At 55.5% G+C, this 16,191-nt stretch carries 17 protein-coding genes and 1 pseudogene; 8 read left to right on the top strand and 10 right to left on the bottom strand.

From position 1 onward, the window contains the following. Positions 1-183: 183 nt before the first annotated feature. The gene (gene rsmI / locus ACSZPU_RS06480) at positions 184-1,050 is read right to left on the bottom strand and encodes a 16S rRNA (cytidine(1402)-2'-O)-methyltransferase (protein WP_498996711.1); all 867 of its coding nucleotides are present in this window, start codon (positions 1,048-1,050) and stop codon (positions 184-186) included. A 62-nt stretch (positions 1,051-1,112) separates the two neighbouring features. On the opposite strand from rsmI, the gene ACSZPU_RS06485 reads away from it, so the two are divergent. From ACSZPU_RS06485 to dolP, 4 genes are read left to right on the top strand one after another with little or no spacing between them, the layout of a single operon-like run. Continuing rightward, positions 1,113-3,230 (top strand): penicillin-binding protein activator, encoded by a 2,118-nt coding sequence (locus ACSZPU_RS06485; RefSeq protein WP_498996714.1) that lies wholly within the window; start codon positions 1,113-1,115, stop codon positions 3,228-3,230. After that, a complete protein-coding gene (locus ACSZPU_RS06490) occupies positions 3,188-3,583 on the top strand; it encodes a YraN family protein (protein WP_498996715.1) in 396 nt (131 codons plus the stop codon). The genes ACSZPU_RS06485 and ACSZPU_RS06490 overlap by 43 nt, the downstream gene beginning before the upstream one ends. A gap of 22 nt (positions 3,584-3,605) precedes the next feature. Further along, positions 3,606-4,196, top strand: coding sequence for a DnaA initiator-associating protein DiaA (gene diaA, locus ACSZPU_RS06495; protein WP_039077495.1), 591 nt, complete (start codon positions 3,606-3,608; stop codon positions 4,194-4,196). A 9-nt stretch (positions 4,197-4,205) separates the two neighbouring features. Continuing rightward, positions 4,206-4,781: a division/outer membrane stress-associated lipid-binding lipoprotein gene (gene dolP, locus ACSZPU_RS06500; protein WP_498996718.1), complete on the top strand. Its 576-nt coding sequence runs from the start codon at positions 4,206-4,208 to the stop codon at positions 4,779-4,781. Between the two features lie 110 nt (positions 4,782-4,891). Here the strand turns inward: dolP and ACSZPU_RS06505 are convergent, their stop codons facing one another. The 3 genes and pseudogenes from ACSZPU_RS06505 to ACSZPU_RS06515 form a co-directional block, all read right to left on the bottom strand. Beyond that, entirely contained in the window at positions 4,892-5,929 is a 1,038-nt protein-coding gene (locus tag ACSZPU_RS06505; protein WP_498996719.1) for a permease, read from the bottom strand. A gap of 74 nt (positions 5,930-6,003) precedes the next feature. Beyond that, positions 6,004-6,642: pseudogene (locus ACSZPU_RS06510) on the bottom strand (Rossmann-fold NAD(P)-binding domain-containing protein). Continuing rightward, positions 6,639-7,094 carry a YhbP family protein gene (locus ACSZPU_RS06515; RefSeq protein WP_498996723.1) on the bottom strand — a complete coding sequence of 152 codons (456 nt, stop codon included), beginning with the start codon at positions 7,092-7,094 and terminating at the stop codon, positions 6,639-6,641. Before ACSZPU_RS06515 ends, ACSZPU_RS06510 begins: the two are co-directional and overlap by 4 nt. Before the next feature lie 53 nt (positions 7,095-7,147). Between ACSZPU_RS06515 and ACSZPU_RS06520 the strand changes: the two genes are divergently transcribed. Further along, positions 7,148-7,432 (top strand): GIY-YIG nuclease family protein, encoded by a 285-nt coding sequence (locus tag ACSZPU_RS06520; protein WP_498996726.1) that lies wholly within the window; start codon positions 7,148-7,150, stop codon positions 7,430-7,432. Positions 7,433-7,436: 4 nt separating this feature from the next. Here the strand turns inward: ACSZPU_RS06520 and ACSZPU_RS06525 are convergent, their stop codons facing one another. Then, positions 7,437-7,940, bottom strand: a complete 504-nt coding sequence (locus ACSZPU_RS06525; protein ID WP_498996728.1) for a GNAT family N-acetyltransferase — start codon at positions 7,938-7,940, stop codon at positions 7,437-7,439. Next, positions 7,934-8,458: a ubiquinone anaerobic biosynthesis accessory factor UbiT gene (gene ubiT / locus ACSZPU_RS06530; RefSeq protein ID WP_498996731.1), complete on the bottom strand. Its 525-nt coding sequence runs from the start codon at positions 8,456-8,458 to the stop codon at positions 7,934-7,936. The genes ACSZPU_RS06525 and ubiT overlap by 7 nt, the downstream gene beginning before the upstream one ends. 240 nt (positions 8,459-8,698) lie before the next feature. Between ubiT and ubiU the strand changes: the two genes are divergently transcribed. From ubiU to ACSZPU_RS06545, 3 genes are all read left to right on the top strand, one after another. Next, positions 8,699-9,694 (top strand): ubiquinone anaerobic biosynthesis protein UbiU, encoded by a 996-nt coding sequence (ubiU, locus tag ACSZPU_RS06535; RefSeq protein WP_498996733.1) that lies wholly within the window; start codon positions 8,699-8,701, stop codon positions 9,692-9,694. An 8-nt stretch (positions 9,695-9,702) separates the two neighbouring features. Beyond that, positions 9,703-10,581 carry a U32 family peptidase gene (locus ACSZPU_RS06540; RefSeq protein ID WP_498996735.1) on the top strand — a complete coding sequence of 293 codons (879 nt, stop codon included), beginning with the start codon at positions 9,703-9,705 and terminating at the stop codon, positions 10,579-10,581. 142 nt (positions 10,582-10,723) lie between these two features. Beyond that, the gene (locus ACSZPU_RS06545; RefSeq protein WP_498996737.1) at positions 10,724-11,731 is read left to right on the top strand and encodes a luciferase-like monooxygenase; all 1,008 of its coding nucleotides are present in this window, start codon (positions 10,724-10,726) and stop codon (positions 11,729-11,731) included. A 68-nt stretch (positions 11,732-11,799) separates the two neighbouring features. On the opposite strand, the gene mtr is transcribed toward ACSZPU_RS06545, so the two are convergent. The 4 genes from mtr to nlpI all read right to left on the bottom strand — a co-directional run bounded on the left by mtr (position 11,800) and on the right by nlpI (position 16,137). After that, the gene (mtr, locus tag ACSZPU_RS06550; protein WP_498996739.1) at positions 11,800-13,044 is read right to left on the bottom strand and encodes a tryptophan permease; all 1,245 of its coding nucleotides are present in this window, start codon (positions 13,042-13,044) and stop codon (positions 11,800-11,802) included. A gap of 137 nt (positions 13,045-13,181) precedes the next feature. Further along, positions 13,182-15,071 (bottom strand): DEAD/DEAH family ATP-dependent RNA helicase, encoded by a 1,890-nt coding sequence (locus ACSZPU_RS06555; protein ID WP_498996741.1) that lies wholly within the window; start codon positions 15,069-15,071, stop codon positions 13,182-13,184. Further along, positions 15,064-15,144 carry a protein YrbN gene (yrbN, locus tag ACSZPU_RS06560; RefSeq protein ID WP_424702989.1) on the bottom strand — a complete coding sequence of 27 codons (81 nt, stop codon included), beginning with the start codon at positions 15,142-15,144 and terminating at the stop codon, positions 15,064-15,066. The genes ACSZPU_RS06555 and yrbN overlap by 8 nt, the downstream gene beginning before the upstream one ends. Positions 15,145-15,252: 108 nt before the next feature. Then, on the bottom strand, positions 15,253-16,137 hold the full coding sequence (gene nlpI / locus ACSZPU_RS06565; RefSeq protein WP_498996743.1) for a lipoprotein NlpI: 885 nt from the start codon (positions 16,135-16,137) through the stop codon (positions 15,253-15,255). Positions 16,138-16,191 lie beyond the last annotated feature (54 nt).

A 16,191-nucleotide genomic window follows, 5' to 3' on the forward strand; every position in this document is an offset into this window, starting at 1 on the left:
GATAATACAGCTCAGCTAAGGTAAGGCTAATACAGCTAAGGACTCCACTGAACCCCACCGATTAAATCGCACCTTCCAAAGACAATGAGAACGAAGCTTTTCATCTCATTAAGAGTGTAATTATGGCGCACATTAAAAAATAGACGGTGCCTGAATATAACCCGTTATACCCAGGCAGGGGAATTACTCGTCGTTCTGCTGTTCCAGCGCATATTTATAGAGCGCGTTTTTCTTCACACCGTGGATTTCTGCAGCCAGCGCGGCGGCTTTTTTCAGGGGAAGTTCGGCCTGCAGCAGTGCCAGCGTACGCAGCGCATCGGCAGGTAAGGCATCTTCCTGCGCTTTATGGCCTTCAACGATCAGCACCATCTCACCCTTGCGGCGATTCTCATCCTCTTTCACCCACGCCAGCAGATCCCCAACCGGCGCGCCATAAATCGACTCCCAGGTTTTGGTCAGCTCACGGGCCAGCACCACGTAACGCGCTTCACCCAGCACGGCGACGACGTCTTCCAGGCTTTCCAGCAGGCGATGGGTTGATTCATAAAAAATCAGCGTCCGCGGCTCTGTCTCCAGGGATTTTAAGGTGTCGCGACGTCCTTTCGATTTGGCGGGCAGAAACCCTTCGTAACAAAAACGATCGGACGGTAAACCCGCCGCGCTTAATGCTGCTATTGCGGCACATGGGCCCGGCAGCGGGACGACCCGAATGCCCGCTTCACGGCAGGTGCGTACAAGGTGGTAGCCAGGGTCGTTAATCAGCGGTGTGCCGGCATCAGACACCAGCGCGATGTTTTGCCCTTCTTTCAGCTTTGCCACCAGCGTGTCGGCCTTTTGTTGCTCGTTATGGTCATGCAGGGCAAACAGACGGGCATTAATGGCAAAATGGGAAAGCAGCAGCCCCGTGTGGCGCGTGTCCTCGGCGGCGATAAGATCGACATCATGCAATACGGCGAGCGCACGCTGAGTAATATCACCCAAATTGCCGATAGGCGTAGGGACAATGTAGAGCTGGCCTTGAGAATTGTCCGCAGATTCGTGTTGTTTCATTGTTCTATCCGTATTGCCGATTTAATATTGAGCATTGCGTAAAAAATATCACTGGATACAGAATGCTACCGTCAACATTTCTACGTTCAAAAGCCATGCGCTGCCTGCCTGTCGTGCTAGCCGCTCTGCTGTTCGTCGGCTGCGGCACGCGGTCGGTCGATCAAAGCACCGGGCACCTTGAAGGCAACGCTCAGGCTGATTCGGGTTTCTATCTGCACCAGATGCAGCAAAGCTCAGATGATAGCAAGACCAACTGGCAATTACTCGCCATTCGTGCACTGTTGAAAGAAGGTCGAACCCAGCAGGCGAGTGAGCTGTTGGCCCAATTGCCCCAGCAGTTGAATGACGAACAGCGCGTTGAGCAGGCCCTGCTGGCCGCTGAACTCAAGCTGACACAGCAGGATTACGCGGGTGCGCAGGCACTGCTGGTGAACATCGATCCGAAAGGGTTTAATCAGAACCAGCAGGCGCGTTACTGGCAAGATGTGATTACCGCCAGCCAGAACAAACCGTCGCCGACTCTGCTTCGCGCCCTTATCGCACAGCAACCGCTACTCACCGCCGCCCCGGATAAACAAAAGAATATTGATGCCACCTGGCAGGCACTCTCTTCCATGACGCCGGATCAGGCCAAAACCATTCAGCCAGCTCAGGATGAAGCGGCGCTGCAAGGCTGGCTGGATTTACAACGCGTGTGGTCTGATAACCGCAACGACCCGAACATGCTGAAAGCCGGTATTGCGGACTGGCAGAGACGCTTTCCGCAAAATCCTGGCGCGGTCCTGTTACCGAGCCAGCTGGCGAACGTGCAGAACTTCCGCCCGGCGTCAGCCGATCAAATCGCGCTGCTGCTGCCGTTAAATGGCCAGGCGGCCGTCTTTAGCCGCGCTATCCAGCAGGGCTTCGAAGCGGCGAAAAACGGCACCTCCACCGTCTCTGGCCCGGCAGTACCGGCCCAGGTTGCGCAGGCTGCGACCATGGCAACCACGGCGGAAGTCGTCAGTCCTTCGCAAACCAGTGTCAGCGACCTGACCACCCCGCAGTCAGCGCTAGCGGCTACCGCACCGGTCACGGCGCCGGCAGACCAGACGCAGCAAACCACATCTACGGACCAGACAACCCAGACACCGGCGAACCAAACCGATCCGGCGGCGCCTGCCGGGCAACCGGTGAATGCCCCTGCAGTTGCCAGCACCCCGGCCAACCCCAATGCCGTGCTGAAAGTCTACGATACCAGCGCACAGCCGCTTGATCAGGTGCTGAGCCAGGTTCAGAAAGATGGCGCGAGCATCGTCGTCGGCCCACTGCTGAAAAACAACGTTGAAGAGCTGATGCGCAGCCAGACGCCTCTGAATGTGCTGGCACTGAACCAGCCAGAGAAAGTCGAAAACCGCCCGAATATCTGTTACTTCGCGCTATCCCCGGAAGATGAAGCCCGCGATGCGGCGCGTCATATTCATGAGCAAGGCCGTCATACGCCGCTGATGCTGTTGCCGCGTAGCTCGCTTGGCGACCGCGTGGCGACCGCTTTCGCCCAGGAGTGGCAGAAACTGGGTGGCAGCATTGTGCTGCAACAGAAATTCGGCTCCACGGCAGAATTGCGTATGGGCATTAACAGCGGTTCTGGTATTGCGATGACGGGTAGCCCGGTAACGGCCAGCCTGCCGCAGCAACAGGGCGTGACCATTGGCGGGTTGAACATTCCTGCACCGCCAACCGACGCGCAGATCACCGGCGGCGGCAACATCGATGCGGTATATATCGTCGCGACACAGGATGAAATCGCGCTGATTAAACCGATGATTGCCATGCGTACCGGCAGCCAGAGCGGTATCGTTCTGTATGCCAGCTCCCGTAGCGCCCAGGGCGGCACAGGGCCGGACTTCCGTCTGGAGATGGAAGGCTTGCAGTTCAGTGAAATCCCGATGCTTGCAGGCAGTAACCCGGCGCTGATGCAGCAGGCGCTGCTCCACACCAACAACGACTACTCGCTGGCACGCCTGTACGCGATGGGCGCTGATGCCTGGACGCTGGCGAACCACTTCTCGCAAATGCGTCAGGTGCCAGGGTTTGAAATTAACGGCAATACCGGTGATTTGACCGCTACTCAGGAATGCGTGATTAACAGGAAGTTATCATGGCTCAAATACCAGCAGGGGCAGATCGTCCCCGCCAGTTGACCCGTAAACAGGCCGGAGACGCGTGGGAGTTACAGGCGCGTCGCTGGCTGGAGCGCAAGGGAATGCGCTTTCTTGCCGCAAATGTGCGTGAACGCGGCGGTGAGATAGACTTGATAATGAAGGACAAGTCGACAACGGTGTTTGTGGAAGTACGCTATCGCAAGTCGTCGCTTTTCGGCGGCGCAGCCGCCAGCGTCACCTCCGCCAAGCAACGTAAGTTACTGCATGCTGCCCGTTTGTGGCTTGCCCGGCACAATGGAAGTTTTGATACTGTGGATTGCCGGTTCGATGTGGTAGCCTTCACCGGAAATGAGGTTGAGTGGATACAAAACGCCTTTAACGACCACTCATGATGACTGAATGATAGGGATCACCGTGCTCGATAGAATTAAAGTTTGCTTTACCGAAAGCATTCAAACCCAGATTGCGGCGGCAGAAGCGCTGCCAGACGCAATTTCACGCGCGGCCATGACCATGGTCCACTCCCTGCTTAATGGCAACAAAATCCTCTGCTGTGGCAATGGGACCTCCGCCGCCAATGCACAGCATTTTGCTGCCAGTATGATTAACCGTTTTGAAACGGAACGCCCGAGTTTACCCGCCATTGCACTTAATACCGATAATGTGGTCTTAACGGCAATCGCAAACGATCGCCTGCATGACGAAATCTATGCCAAGCAGGTGCGGGCACTCGGACACGCAGGCGATATATTGCTGGCGATTTCCACCCGTGGGAACAGCCGCGATATTGTCAAAGCCGTTGAAGCCGCGGTAACGCGCGACATGAGTATTGTGGCGCTTACCGGGTATGACGGTGGTGAACTGGCCGGGTTGTTAGGGCCGCAGGATGTCGAAATACGTATTCCTTCCCACCGCAGCGCACGCATTCAGGAAATGCATATGCTGACGGTAAACTGTTTATGCGATCTGATAGATAACACGCTTTTCCCTCACCAGGATGATTAAGGAGTACACATGAAGGCATTTACGCCCCTCGCAGTCCTTATTTCCGCGCTGCTGCTACAGGGTTGTGTTGGCGCAGTGGTGGTCGGTTCAGCTGCTGTCGGTACTAAAGCGGCAACCGATCCCCGTACGGTCGGCACCCAGGTCGATGACAGTACGCTTGAACTGCGCGTTAACAGCGCGCTGTCTAAAGATGAACAGCTTAAAAAACAGGCTCGCATAAATGTCACGGCGTATCAGGGGAAAGTCTTGCTGGTCGGTCAGTCGCCAACGACGGAGCTCTCATCCCGTGCTAAGCAAATCGCGATGGGCGTAGACGGCGCGACGGAAGTCTATAACGAGATTCGCCAGGGCCAGCCGATTGGCATGGGCACCGCCGCCAGCGACACCTGGATCACCTCTAAGGTGCGTACCCAGTTGTTGGGCACCGATGAAGTGAAGTCATCGAATGTGAAAGTGACTACCGAAAACAGCGAGGTCTTCCTGATGGGTCTGGTGACCGATCGAGAAGGTAAAGCCGCTGCGGATATTGCAAGCCGCGTCAGCGGTGTGAAACACGTCACCACCGCCTTTACGATGATTAAATAGCGTCAATGCTTCTCCCCGGTGGCGCAGTGCGCTTACCGGGGCGACATAAACATAGCATCACACGGTCACGGTAGCCTGGATAAGGCAAAGCCGCATCCGGGGAGAAGACGCTATAGCAATACCAGTGTTCCCGTAATCACCCCACCTAACGCCACCAGCCCGCCCGTGAGCCACAGTGCTTTAGCCGGGAAGGATTTGTGCAGCATAATCAACGACGGTAGGCTGACCGCCGGAAGAGTCATCAGCAGCGCCATTGCCGGAGCGACACCCATACCCGCAAGCATCATCGTCTGCACAATCGGAATCTCCGCCGCCGTAGGGATCACAAACAGGCAACCGACTATCGCCATCGCAATCACCCACATCAGCGAATTATCAATCGCACCATCCGCATTCGGGAACAGCCAGACGCGTGCGGCGCCAAGCACCAGCACGGCCAGGATATAAACCGGGATCGTGCTCCAGAACAGTGCCCAAAGCGCCTTTCCCCAACGGGCTAGAAAATGCCCTTCCGGTTCCGGCAGAGAAAGATCAACCGGTGCCGTCTGCTGAATGTCATCCTTCACCAGATACTGCACCAGCGTCGCCACGCCAATAACAATAACCAGCCCGGCAATAAGCCGTATGGCGACAAAATGCCAGCCCAGCACAAAACCCATAAAGACCAGCGTTGCCGGGTTAAGCAGCGGATTGCCCATCCAGAATGCCAGCGCACCGCCCATCGACACCTGCTGACGACGCATTCCCGCCGCTACGGGCGCGGCACAACAGGAACACATCATGCCCGGCAGGGAGAACAGCGTGCCAAACAGTGTCCCGCTCAGGCGTTTTTGCCCAAGGGTACGAATCAGCCAGTTACGCGGAATAAGTACCTGAATCAACGAACCAAGTAAGACACCCAGCACCGCCGCTTTCCAGACTGCGAGAAAGTAGACCATGGCGTAGTCAAGAGCCGCCTGGAATGGGCTGGCATCGGCCTGAGCAAGAATCGATTTACCAATACTGTGAGTTTCAGCGGCGGTGAAAGCTTTGCCGTAATAAGGCTGCCACTTTACATACCAAAGACCGACGAGCACGACGAGAAAAAAGAGAGCGGGTTTCCACCATTGCACAGGTGTTGCCGCCCGAGATGAAGACTGACCAGTCATACCATTCTCCGGGGGATAAATGCAGAATGAGTTACCCGGCGAATAGTACGCCTGGGCTATTTATTTGAAAATGATTAATCACCCGCCATCTTGCGCAGCCGGGCGGAGGTAAGGATCTCTACACGCTCCGAAGACGGGGAAAATGCCGCTTTCAGCATTGCACTGGCCACATCCCGTGCCTCGATAGACTTCCAGTTCCCCGGCATGATGCGAAACAGAGGTGCAAACAGCGACTCGTTAAAACGCGGCTTCTGGCGATCGCCCAGCAGCATCGACGGACGTGCGATGGTCAGCCGCCCCCACCCTTGCTCAATCAGCGCATTTTCCATTTCACCTTTCACCCGGTTATAGAAAAACGGCGAACGCGCATTGGCGCCCATCGCGCTGACCACCAGCATGTGCCGCGCCCCAAGGCGCAGCCCGGTTAGCGCTGTATCAACCACCAGCGTGTAATCGGCATGCACAAAGGCTTCTTTACTGCCCGCCTCGCGCCGCGTAGTCCCAAGGCAGCAGAACACGGTATCGACAGGTTCCGTCACCATGGAAAGCGCATCGGATAACTGCGGGTCATGGGGATTGAATACGCCAAGAATATCCTATAATGGCCGACGCGTGGGGGCGGCAATAGCACTGACGCGAGGGTCTTTTGCCAGCATCTGCAGCAAAATACCGCCAACCAGTCCTGTCGCCCCGGTCATTAATACCCGACTCATGTCTTCTCCTGGGGCTGCTGGGTGCCTGAATCACGGATCCAGTGAAGCTTTTTGCCAAAGCCCAGCGTGTTGTCGGTGAATTTCAGTTCGGTGAGGCGAATTTCCCACATCGGCGCAGATAGCACGCGGGCGACAGGAAAGCGTCGATTGTACTGCGCACGCGGCCCGGCGCTTTCTGCCTCGTCAAGGCGGCGTATCTCTCCGGTAAATTGCACGCCGCGAATTAGCGCGACGGTTTTCGGTTGCCCATTTACCGTGCCAGCAATGTTCGCCTGTAAGCCGGTCATCTGCGCGTGGCGCGTATGATCGTCACTTAAAAGATAAAACGCGACCTTCTGCGGATCATAGATATAGAACGCATTCGCACACCACAGTTCCCCTCTGTTGGCCACACACCAGGTCACAACATGCTGCTTCGCCAGCCAGCGACTAATGGCCGCAAGAGTTTCCATTTCTCTTCATCCTCGTGTTATTTTTCTTTCACATTAGCACAATGAATAACGTTATGACGCTCTGGTTTCTTTATCTCGTCCGCACGTCGGACAACAGCCTTTATACCGGCATCACCACCGATGTGGCACGTCGCTTTGTGCAACATCAGAGCGGCAAGGGAGCAAAAGCATTACGGGGAAAGGGCGAACTGACACTGGCGTTTTCCGCACCGGTAGGAGAGCGCTCGCTGGCGCTGCGTATGGAATATCGCATTAAGCAACTGACGAAGCGCCAGAAGGAGCGCCTCGTCGCCGGAGATGGCGTATTTGAAGCGCTGTTAGAAAGCGTTGGACCGTAGCCGGTTAAAAGCGATTAAAGTGCTCGTGGTATTCCACCAGCCCTTGCACGCTACTTAAGGCGTCCTCTGCCAGCGGGTGAAGCTGGAACGCGCTTTCGGTGCCCGGCCAGCGGCAGCGCAGATTGTACTTCGCCGCAGGCTCAAAGCCTAAATGGCCGTAGAACACAGGATCGCCGAGTGTGACCACTGCGGCATAGCCAAATTCATTGAGCGAATCCAGTCCTTCGTAGACCAACTGACGGGCAAAGCCCTGGTTACGCCAGGCTTCGTCTACCGCCAGCGGCGCAAGAGCGACCCACTGCAAATCCTCGCCCTGCACGTCAACCGGACTGAAGGCGACATAACCAATGACCTGCCCTTCGTCGTCCGTCGCGACGAGCCCAAGCGTGATTAAGCCGTCTTCGCGCAGGTCATGTACCAGGGTCGCTTCACGCTCGTCCGCAAAAGTGCGGCGCAATAACGCGTCGATTCCCGGTGCATCAATCCCAATTTCTACTCGAATCAGCATGGTTCACCTACAGAAGGTTGTGGCGTTGATGTCGGCGCTTGCAGGCCGGCTTCAACAAAATCCGCCAGTTGTAGCAGCATGACACGAAGTGCTTTTGGCATCTGCTCCAGTTCAATGGCGTCCATCAGGTTCTTCACATACAGCCCAAGCTCCGTGTCGCCTTCAATGACCAGTCGGCGCCGGAAGAACAGCGTATCCGGATCCTGTTTGCGTGCGGCGATCATCAGCAGATCGCTGGCATCCGCGCTGAAACTGACATCAGCCGTAGCGGACTCACGCACGATTAGTCGTGAATTTTCAACCGAGGTATACCACGTCAGGCCAATATCGCGAACCTGGATACTTAACCAGCGGCCTTCAAGAAACTCGAGCTCCCCGTCTGCCAGCGCCTGCTGGAACTGCCAGCATAAGACCTGCTCCAGAACCTGCCGTTTAATGGCAAAAGGCGTCAGCTTAACCTGCACGCTCAACAAGGACGGGCCAACGTGAACGAGACGTGAGCGCAGTTTTTCCAACACGAGCTTTACTCCCTGAAATGAAAATTCCTTCTATTTTGCCATATCAGATAAACGACATGGCGGCGTAAATCAACAATTACGTAAGAAGAATGCGTCGATTATTGATGTCACCAATACACAATTAACTGCCTCAAATCAAAAATTGTCGCAACCAGGTTAACTAAAATCCCAGTTCATTAACAATTTAGCACCCCCTGTGGGTTGCCAGGGCCAATACAGCCCCTGATTGCAGGATAAATTATGGAGTTGCTCTGCCCTGCCGGAAATCTCCCGGCACTCAAAGCGGCCATCGAAAACGGTGCCGACGCCGTCTATATCGGCCTGAAAGATGACACCAACGCCCGCCATTTTGCTGGTCTCAATTTTACGGAAAAGAAATTGCAGGAAGCGGTGAGCTTTGTGCATCAGCACCGACGCAAACTGCATATCGCCATTAACACCTTCGCGCATCCTGACGGCTATCAGCGCTGGGAAAGAGCGGTGGATATGGCTGCGCAAATCGGTGCGGACGCGCTGATCCTCGCGGATCTGGCCATGCTGGAGTATGCAGCAGAGCGCTATCCTCATATCGAACGCCACGTTTCTGTTCAGGCATCGGCAACCAATGAAGAGGCCATCCGCTTCTATCATCGCCATTTTGACGTTGCCCGCGTTGTCCTGCCGCGCGTGTTGTCGATTCATCAGGTTAAACAGCTCGCCCGCGCCACGCCTGTGCCGCTGGAAGTGTTCGCCTTTGGCAGCCTGTGTATCATGGCGGAAGGCCGCTGCTACCTCTCCTCTTACCTGACGGGCGAGTCGCCGAATACCGTGGGTGCCTGCTCCCCGGCGCGTTTTGTGCGCTGGCAGCAAACGCCGCAGGGGCTGGAATCTCGCCTCAATGGAGTGCTGATCGACCGTTACCAGGATGGCGAAAACGCTGGTTATCCGACGTTGTGCAAAGGCCGCTACATTGTCGATGGCGAGCGGTATCACGCACTGGAAGAACCCACCAGCCTGAACACGCTGGAACTGCTGCCGGAACTGCTGGCCGCCAATATTGCCTCGGTGAAAATCGAAGGCCGCCAACGCAGCCCGGCCTATGTGAGCCAGGTAGCCAAAGTCTGGCGACAGGCCATTGACCGCTGCATCGCCGATCCGCAGAACTTCGTGCCGCAGTCCGCCTGGATGAACACGCTGGGTGCAATGTCGGAAGGCACGCAAACCACGCTTGGCGCTTACCATCGCAAATGGCAGTAGGAAATACGATGAAATATTCACTCGGGCCAGTGCTCTACTACTGGTCAAAAGAGACGTTAGAGGCGTTTTACCAGCAGGCCGCCACCAGCAGCGCGGATGTGATTTACCTGGGCGAAGCGGTTTGCAGCAAGCGCCGTGCGACTAAAGTCGGCGACTGGCTGGATATGGCAAAGCAACTTGCCGACAGTGGCAAACAGGTCGTGCTCTCGACCCTCGCGCTGGTGCAGGCCCCGTCCGAGCTCAACGAGCTCAAACGCTATGTCGATAACGGCGATTTCCTGCTGGAAGCCAGCGATCTCGGCGTGGTAAATCTGTGCGCCGACCGCAAACTGCCTTTCGTTGCCGGGCACGCGCTGAACTGCTACAACGCGGTGACGCTGCGTCTGCTGCTCAAACAGGGGATGACGCGCTGGTGCATGCCGGTTGAGCTTTCCCGCGACTGGCTTATCAATTTGCTGAATCAATGTTCCGATTTGGGTATCCGCGACCAGTTTGAAGTGGAAGTGCTGAGCTACGGGCATCTGCCGCTCGCCTGGTCTGCCCGCTGCTTTACCGCACGCTCGGAAGACAAGCCCAAAGATGAGTGTGAAACCTGCTGCATTAAATATCCGAACGGGCGCAGCATGCTGTCACAGGAAAACCAGCAGGTGTTTGTATTAAATGGTATTCAGACCATGAGCGGCTACGTTTACAATCTCGGCAATGAGCTTAAGTCGATGGCGGGGATTGTCGATTTGGTGCGTCTGTCGCCAATGGGTGACGATACCTTTGCCATGCTCGACGCCTTCCGCGCCAATGAAAACGGGCACGCGCCGTTGCCGCTTAAGGCAAACAGCGACTGTAATGGCTACTGGCGACGCCTGCCGGGTCTGGAATTACAGGCCTGAGAAACCGCTCACTTTGTTAACAACGGTAATCAGATTTTAATGCACTATTAAAGATGCAGCTTTTCTGGCCGACGCATCCTCGATGCGCCAGGCTGGAAGAAGACCTTCAATCTGATGACTATGCTGTGCAAAGTGAGCCTTTATGACTGACAAAACTATTGCTTTCTCGGTGCTGGATCTTGCGCCGATCCCACAGGGCGCTTCTGCCAAAGAGGCCTTCGCCCATTCCCTCGATCTCGCCAAACTGGCTGAACAGCGCGGATATCACCGCTACTGGCTGGCTGAGCACCACAATATGGTCGGCATCGCCAGCGCGGCGACTTCCGTCCTGATTGGTTATCTGGCGGCCAATACCAACAAACTGCATTTGGGTTCTGGCGGCGTCATGCTGCCAAACCATGCCCCGTTGGTGATTGCCGAACAGTTCGGCACGCTCAATACGCTCTATCCGGGCCGTATCGATCTGGGTATTGGACGCGCACCGGGTAGCGATCAGCCGACCATGCGCGCGCTGCGCCGCCATATGAGCGGTGATATTGATAATTTTCCGCGCGACGTGGCCGAACTGGTGGACTGGTTTGATGCCAATGACCCAAATCCGCACGTACGCCCGGTGCCAGGCTATGGCGAGAAAATCCCGGTATGGCTGTTAGGTTCCAGTCTGTACAGCGCCCAACTGGCGGCACAGCTTGGCCTGCCGTTTGCGTTTGCCTCGCACTTTGCCCCGGATATGCTGTTCCAGGCGTTACAACTTTATCGCACCCAGTTCAAGCCGTCCGCGCGGCTGGAAAAACCGTATGCCATGGCGTGTATCAACATCGTTGCGGCAGACAGTAACCGTGATGCGGAGTTCCTGTTTACCTCCATGCAGCAGGCGTTTGTGAAGCTGCGTCGCGGGGAAACCGGTCAGCTGCCACCGCCGATCCAGAATATGGATCAGTTCTGGTCGCCGTCAGAGCAGTACGGTGTACAGCAGGCGCTGGGGATGTCGCTGGTAGGGGACAAAGCGAAAGTGCGTCACGGGCTGGAGTCTGTGCTGCGTGAAACCCAGGCCGATGAGATTATGGTTAACGGTCAAATCTTCGATCACCAGGCACGTCTGTATTCGTTTGACTTGGCGATGCAGGTGAAAGAAGAACTGTTGGGTTAGTGTATTTCCCGGATGCAGCGCGATGCGCTTTATCCGGGCTACCCATCCCGTAGCCCGGCTTAGCAAAACTAACGGTAAACCGGCAACAGATCAAAACTCGACAGCACATGCACCAGCGCATTTCCGACGCCGAACAGCAGAATCAGCGCAATCATCGGCTTGCCACCCCAGACGCGAAAACGCGGACTGCCAAAGCGTTTACGTGATGCGTTAGCCAGTAAAGCCGGCACAATCGCCGCCCAGATGGTCGCCGCCAGCCCCGCATAGCCAATCGCATAGAGGAAACCGTTCGGCCACAGCAAACCACCAACAATTGGCGGCAAAAACGTCAGCAGCGCCGTCTTAAAGCGCCCCAATGCCGAATCATCAAAACCAAACAGATCCGCCAGATAGTCGAACAGACCGAGTGTCACCCCGAGGAAGGAACTCGCCACCGCGAAGTTAGAGAACACCACCAGTAGCAGATCCAGACTGCGGCTGTTCAGCATGCCGCTTAACGCCTGCACCAGCACATCAATATTGCCGCCCTTCTGCGCAATGCCGATAAACTCCGGACGGGGGATATTCCCCATCGTACCGAGCAGCCACACCATATACAGGCCCAGCGCCAGCAGCGTGCCATACACCAGACACTTCACGATCGTGCGCGGATCTTTACCGTAGAACTTCATCAGGCTGGGCACGTTACCGTGGTAGCCAAACGATGCCAGGCAGAACGGCAGGGTCATCAGCAAATACGGCGTGTACGAGGCGTGACTTTCCGCCACGTTGAATAATGTCGCTGGCTGAACGTGTCCCAGCAAGCTACCGAAGGTGAGGAAGAAGGTGATGACCTTCGCCCCCAGTACGATCGCCGTCATCCGGCTTACCGCGCGGGTAGACAACCAGACAATAAACGCGACCAGCAGCGCAAACCCAAGGCCAGCAATACGAGGCGGGACGTTTAGCGACAGCTCAGAAAAGGTATGGTGCAGAATGGAGCCGCTCGCCGAAATATAGGCGTAGGTCAGGATATAGAGCACAAAAGCGATGGAGAGGCCGTTGATCACATTCCAGCCGTTACCCAGCAAATCTTTGGTGATCGTATCGAAGCTGGCACCGATGCGGTAATTGAGGTTAGCTTCCAGGATCATCAGCCCGGAGTGCAGCATACAAAACCAGGTGAACACTAGGGCCGCTATCGACCAGAAGAACCACGCGCCTGACATGACCACCGGCAGTGAAAACATCCCCGCACCAATCACCGTTCCGCCAATAATCACCACACCAGCAAGCAACGAAGGGGTTGCTTGTGTGGTTGTCAGTGTTGCCATGCTTTCTTCTCCAGTAAGGTAAAATACCGCAGCATTGTACCAGTACAAGAGTACATAACAGATAAAAGAAACCCCGATGTTTTGCACCGGGGTTGTATCAATTACTTTACGAAGTGTAAAACTGGCTTACTGCGCGATTATGCGTCACCGAAACGACGACGGCTGGTGCCTTCTTCACGGTCACGGCGCGGAGCGCGACGTTCACCACTGAAGTTACGACCTTCGCCACGACCGCCTTCACGACGTTCGCCACCACCGAAGTTACGGCCACCTTCGCGACGCTCACCACCGTTACCACGACGCTCAGGACGCGGCTGTGCATCGCCCAGCAGCTGCATGTTCATCGGCTTGTTCAGGATGCGGGTGCGAGTAAAGTGCTGCAGTACTTCGCCCGGCATGCCTTTCGGCAGTTCGATAGTGGAGTGGGTACCGAACAGCTTGATGTTACCGATGTAACGGCTGCTGATGTCGCCTTCGTTAGCGATCGCGCCAACGATATGACGAACTTCAACACCATCATCACGGCCCACTTCAATGCGGTACAGTTCCATCTCGCCAGCATCACGACGTTCACGACGCGGACGGTCTTCACCACCACGCTCAGGACGGTCGCCACGCGGGCCGCGATCATTACGATCGCCACGACGTTCGAAACGATCATCGCGCTCTTTAAATTCGCGACGTGGGCGCATCGGCGCATCTGGCGGAACGATCAGAGTACGTTCACCCTGCGCCATTTTCAGCAGAGCAGCGGCCAGCGTTTCGAGATCCAGCTCTTCACCTTCAGCAGACGGCTGGATTTTCGCCAGCAGTGCACGGTACTGATCCAGATCGCTGCTTTCCAACTGCTGCTGAACTTTAGCAGCAAATTTCTCCAGACGGCGTTTGCCCAGCAGTTCTGCATTCGGCAGTTCCACTTCCGGAATAGTCAGCTTCATGGTGCGTTCGATATTACGCAGCAGGCGACGTTCGCGGTTCTCAACGAACAGCAGCGCGCGGCCAGCACGACCCGCACGACCGGTACGGCCGATACGGTGAACGTAAGATTCGGAGTCCATCGGGATGTCATAGTTAACAACCAGGCTGATACGTTCAACGTCCAGACCACGTGCTGCCACGTCGGTTGCAATCAGGATATCCAGACGACCGTCTTTCAGACGCTCCAGAGTCTGCTCACGCAGGGCCTGGTTCATGTCGCCGTTCAGCGCAGCGCTGTTATAGCCGCTACGTTCCAGCGCTTCTGCCACTTCCAGGGTCGCGTTTTTGGTACGAACGAAGATAATCGCCGCATCAAAATCTTCTGCTTCCAGGAAACGCACCAGCGCTTCGTTTTTACGCATGCCGTACACAGTCCAGTAGCTCTGGCTGATGTCCGGGCGTGTAGTCACGCTGGACTGAATGCGCACTTCCTGCGGCTCTTTCATAAAGCGGCGGGTAATGCGGCGAATCGCTTCCGGCATGGTTGCAGAGAACAGTGCGGTCTGATGACCGTCCGGGATCTCCGCCATAATGGTTTCAACGTCTTCGATGAAGCCCATACGCAGCATTTCGTCAGCTTCATCCAGCACCAGACCGCTCAGTTTAGAGAGAGCCAGGGTACCTCGTTTCAGGTGGTCCAGCAGACGACCCGGGGTACCAACAACAATCTGCGGCCCTTGACGCAGGGCGCGTAACTGCACGTCATAACGCTGGCCGCCGTACAGGGCAACCACGTTCACGCCACGCATGTGTTTAGAGAAATCTGTCATCGCCTCAGCAACCTGTACCGCCAGTTCGCGGGTCGGTGCCAGCACCAGGATTTGCGGTGCTTTTAGCTCAGGATCAAGATTGTTCAGCAGCGGTAAAGAGAACGCTGCGGTTTTGCCGCTACCGGTCTGGGCCATACCCAGAACGTCGCGACCGCCCAGCAGATGCGGAATGCACTCTGCCTGGATTGGAGATGGTTTTTCGTAACCCAGATCGTTAAGGGCTTCAAGGATAGGAGCCTTCAGGCCCAGATCTGCAAAAGTGGTTTCGAATTCAGCCATGTAGTACGTGTGCCTCAGAATTAATGGCGGCCAGTCTACATAACTCATCATGAAATTGATCTGCAATTTTCATTGAAAAGTGTGAACCGGCTCAAAGTAGGTGTATTAACGAACAACAACGCCCTCACCCGCGAAGGTGATGGCAATCAAAAAAATGATTACGGGCTGATGTGTACGTCAGCTATTGCTGGTCCGATTCTGCCAGGTCGTCTTGCTCCTGGCCCAAGAGCGCTAATTCCAACAATGCATAACGGTGCTCAACAAAATTGTGAACGTTGTTAGCCACCGCTAATTTGAACAGTGCCGCAGCGCTGTCCTTTTCCCCCAGACTTAGGTAGTACTTACCTAAATAGAAGTTGGTTTCACTGAGATGCTCAGCGAGCGAGGTGTTATCCGTTGCGTCTGCCTTCAGGCGGTTCATTAGCTCTTGTTCGCTAATATCGCCAAGGTAGAACTCGACAATGTTCCATCCCCATTGCTCTTTACCCGATTTTTCGAAGCGTTGTTTCAGCGCTTCTTTAGCCTGCTTCTCATCGAGCTTCCGCTCAACAATATAAAGCCACAGACTCCGGAAAGGGTCATTGGGATCGTCTTGATAAAACGCCAGCAGATCATCTTGCGCTAACTTACTGCGACCGCCGTAATACAATGCGATACCGCGGTTCAGGTGCGCGTAGTTGTAAGTTGGATCAAGCTCAAGTACAGAATCAAACGCTTCATAGGCAGCATCAAAATTGCCTGCCTGCGTTAAATAAATGCCTAAGTAATTGAATACTTCAGGCATATCTGGTCGGATAGCCAGCGCTTGTGAAAAATCATTTCGCGCCAGTGCTCTCAAACCGAGGCTATCATACAATACTCCGCGCTCATATAAAAGCTGTGCGCGTTCATCATCGGATAAAGCCCGACTGGCAAGAATTTGTTCCATGCGCGCCAGAATCACTTCTTGCTGCAAAGTCGGTTGCAGTGGCACTGCGAGGACTTCGCTCTTACGCCAGGCAGAGTTGCTGCATCCTGCCAGCGTTAAAGCTGTCGCAACGAAACACCAGCGCAAAAAAGGCTTCATTTCCCACTCCCGAAGACAACAATTGGATGAACGTCCTGTCCCCCGGCTGCAAAC

Source organism: Phytobacter sp. V69 (genome assembly GCF_965644215.1).
Taxonomy (GTDB): Bacteria; Pseudomonadota; Gammaproteobacteria; order Enterobacterales; family Enterobacteriaceae; genus Phytobacter.

What these genes read in the sequence shown, in the direction of transcription:
- rsmI (WP_498996711.1), bottom strand. Translation starts at nt 1,050, where the DNA reads ATGAAACAACACGAATCTGCGGACAATTCTCAAGGCCAGCTCTACATT.
- ACSZPU_RS06485 (WP_498996714.1), top strand. Translation starts at nt 1,113, where the DNA reads ATGCTACCGTCAACATTTCTACGTTCAAAAGCCATGCGCTGCCTGCCT.
- ACSZPU_RS06490 (WP_498996715.1), top strand. Translation starts at nt 3,188, where the DNA reads ATGGCTCAAATACCAGCAGGGGCAGATCGTCCCCGCCAGTTGACCCGT.
- dolP (WP_498996718.1), top strand. Translation starts at nt 4,206, where the DNA reads ATGAAGGCATTTACGCCCCTCGCAGTCCTTATTTCCGCGCTGCTGCTA.
- ACSZPU_RS06505 (WP_498996719.1), bottom strand. Translation starts at nt 5,929, where the DNA reads ATGACTGGTCAGTCTTCATCTCGGGCGGCAACACCTGTGCAATGGTGG.
- ACSZPU_RS06515 (WP_498996723.1), bottom strand. Translation starts at nt 7,094, where the DNA reads ATGGAAACTCTTGCGGCCATTAGTCGCTGGCTGGCGAAGCAGCATGTT.
- ACSZPU_RS06520 (WP_498996726.1), top strand. Translation starts at nt 7,148, where the DNA reads ATGACGCTCTGGTTTCTTTATCTCGTCCGCACGTCGGACAACAGCCTT.
- ACSZPU_RS06525 (WP_498996728.1), bottom strand. Translation starts at nt 7,940, where the DNA reads ATGCTGATTCGAGTAGAAATTGGGATTGATGCACCGGGAATCGACGCG.
- ubiU (WP_498996733.1), top strand. Translation starts at nt 8,699, where the DNA reads ATGGAGTTGCTCTGCCCTGCCGGAAATCTCCCGGCACTCAAAGCGGCC.
- ACSZPU_RS06540 (WP_498996735.1), top strand. Translation starts at nt 9,703, where the DNA reads ATGAAATATTCACTCGGGCCAGTGCTCTACTACTGGTCAAAAGAGACG.
- ACSZPU_RS06545 (WP_498996737.1), top strand. Translation starts at nt 10,724, where the DNA reads ATGACTGACAAAACTATTGCTTTCTCGGTGCTGGATCTTGCGCCGATC.
- mtr (WP_498996739.1), bottom strand. Translation starts at nt 13,044, where the DNA reads ATGGCAACACTGACAACCACACAAGCAACCCCTTCGTTGCTTGCTGGT.
- ACSZPU_RS06555 (WP_498996741.1), bottom strand. Translation starts at nt 15,071, where the DNA reads ATGGCTGAATTCGAAACCACTTTTGCAGATCTGGGCCTGAAGGCTCCT.
- yrbN (WP_424702989.1), bottom strand. Translation starts at nt 15,144, where the DNA reads ATGAAAATTGCAGATCAATTTCATGATGAGTTATGTAGACTGGCCGCC.
- nlpI (WP_498996743.1), bottom strand. Translation starts at nt 16,137, where the DNA reads ATGAAGCCTTTTTTGCGCTGGTGTTTCGTTGCGACAGCTTTAACGCTG.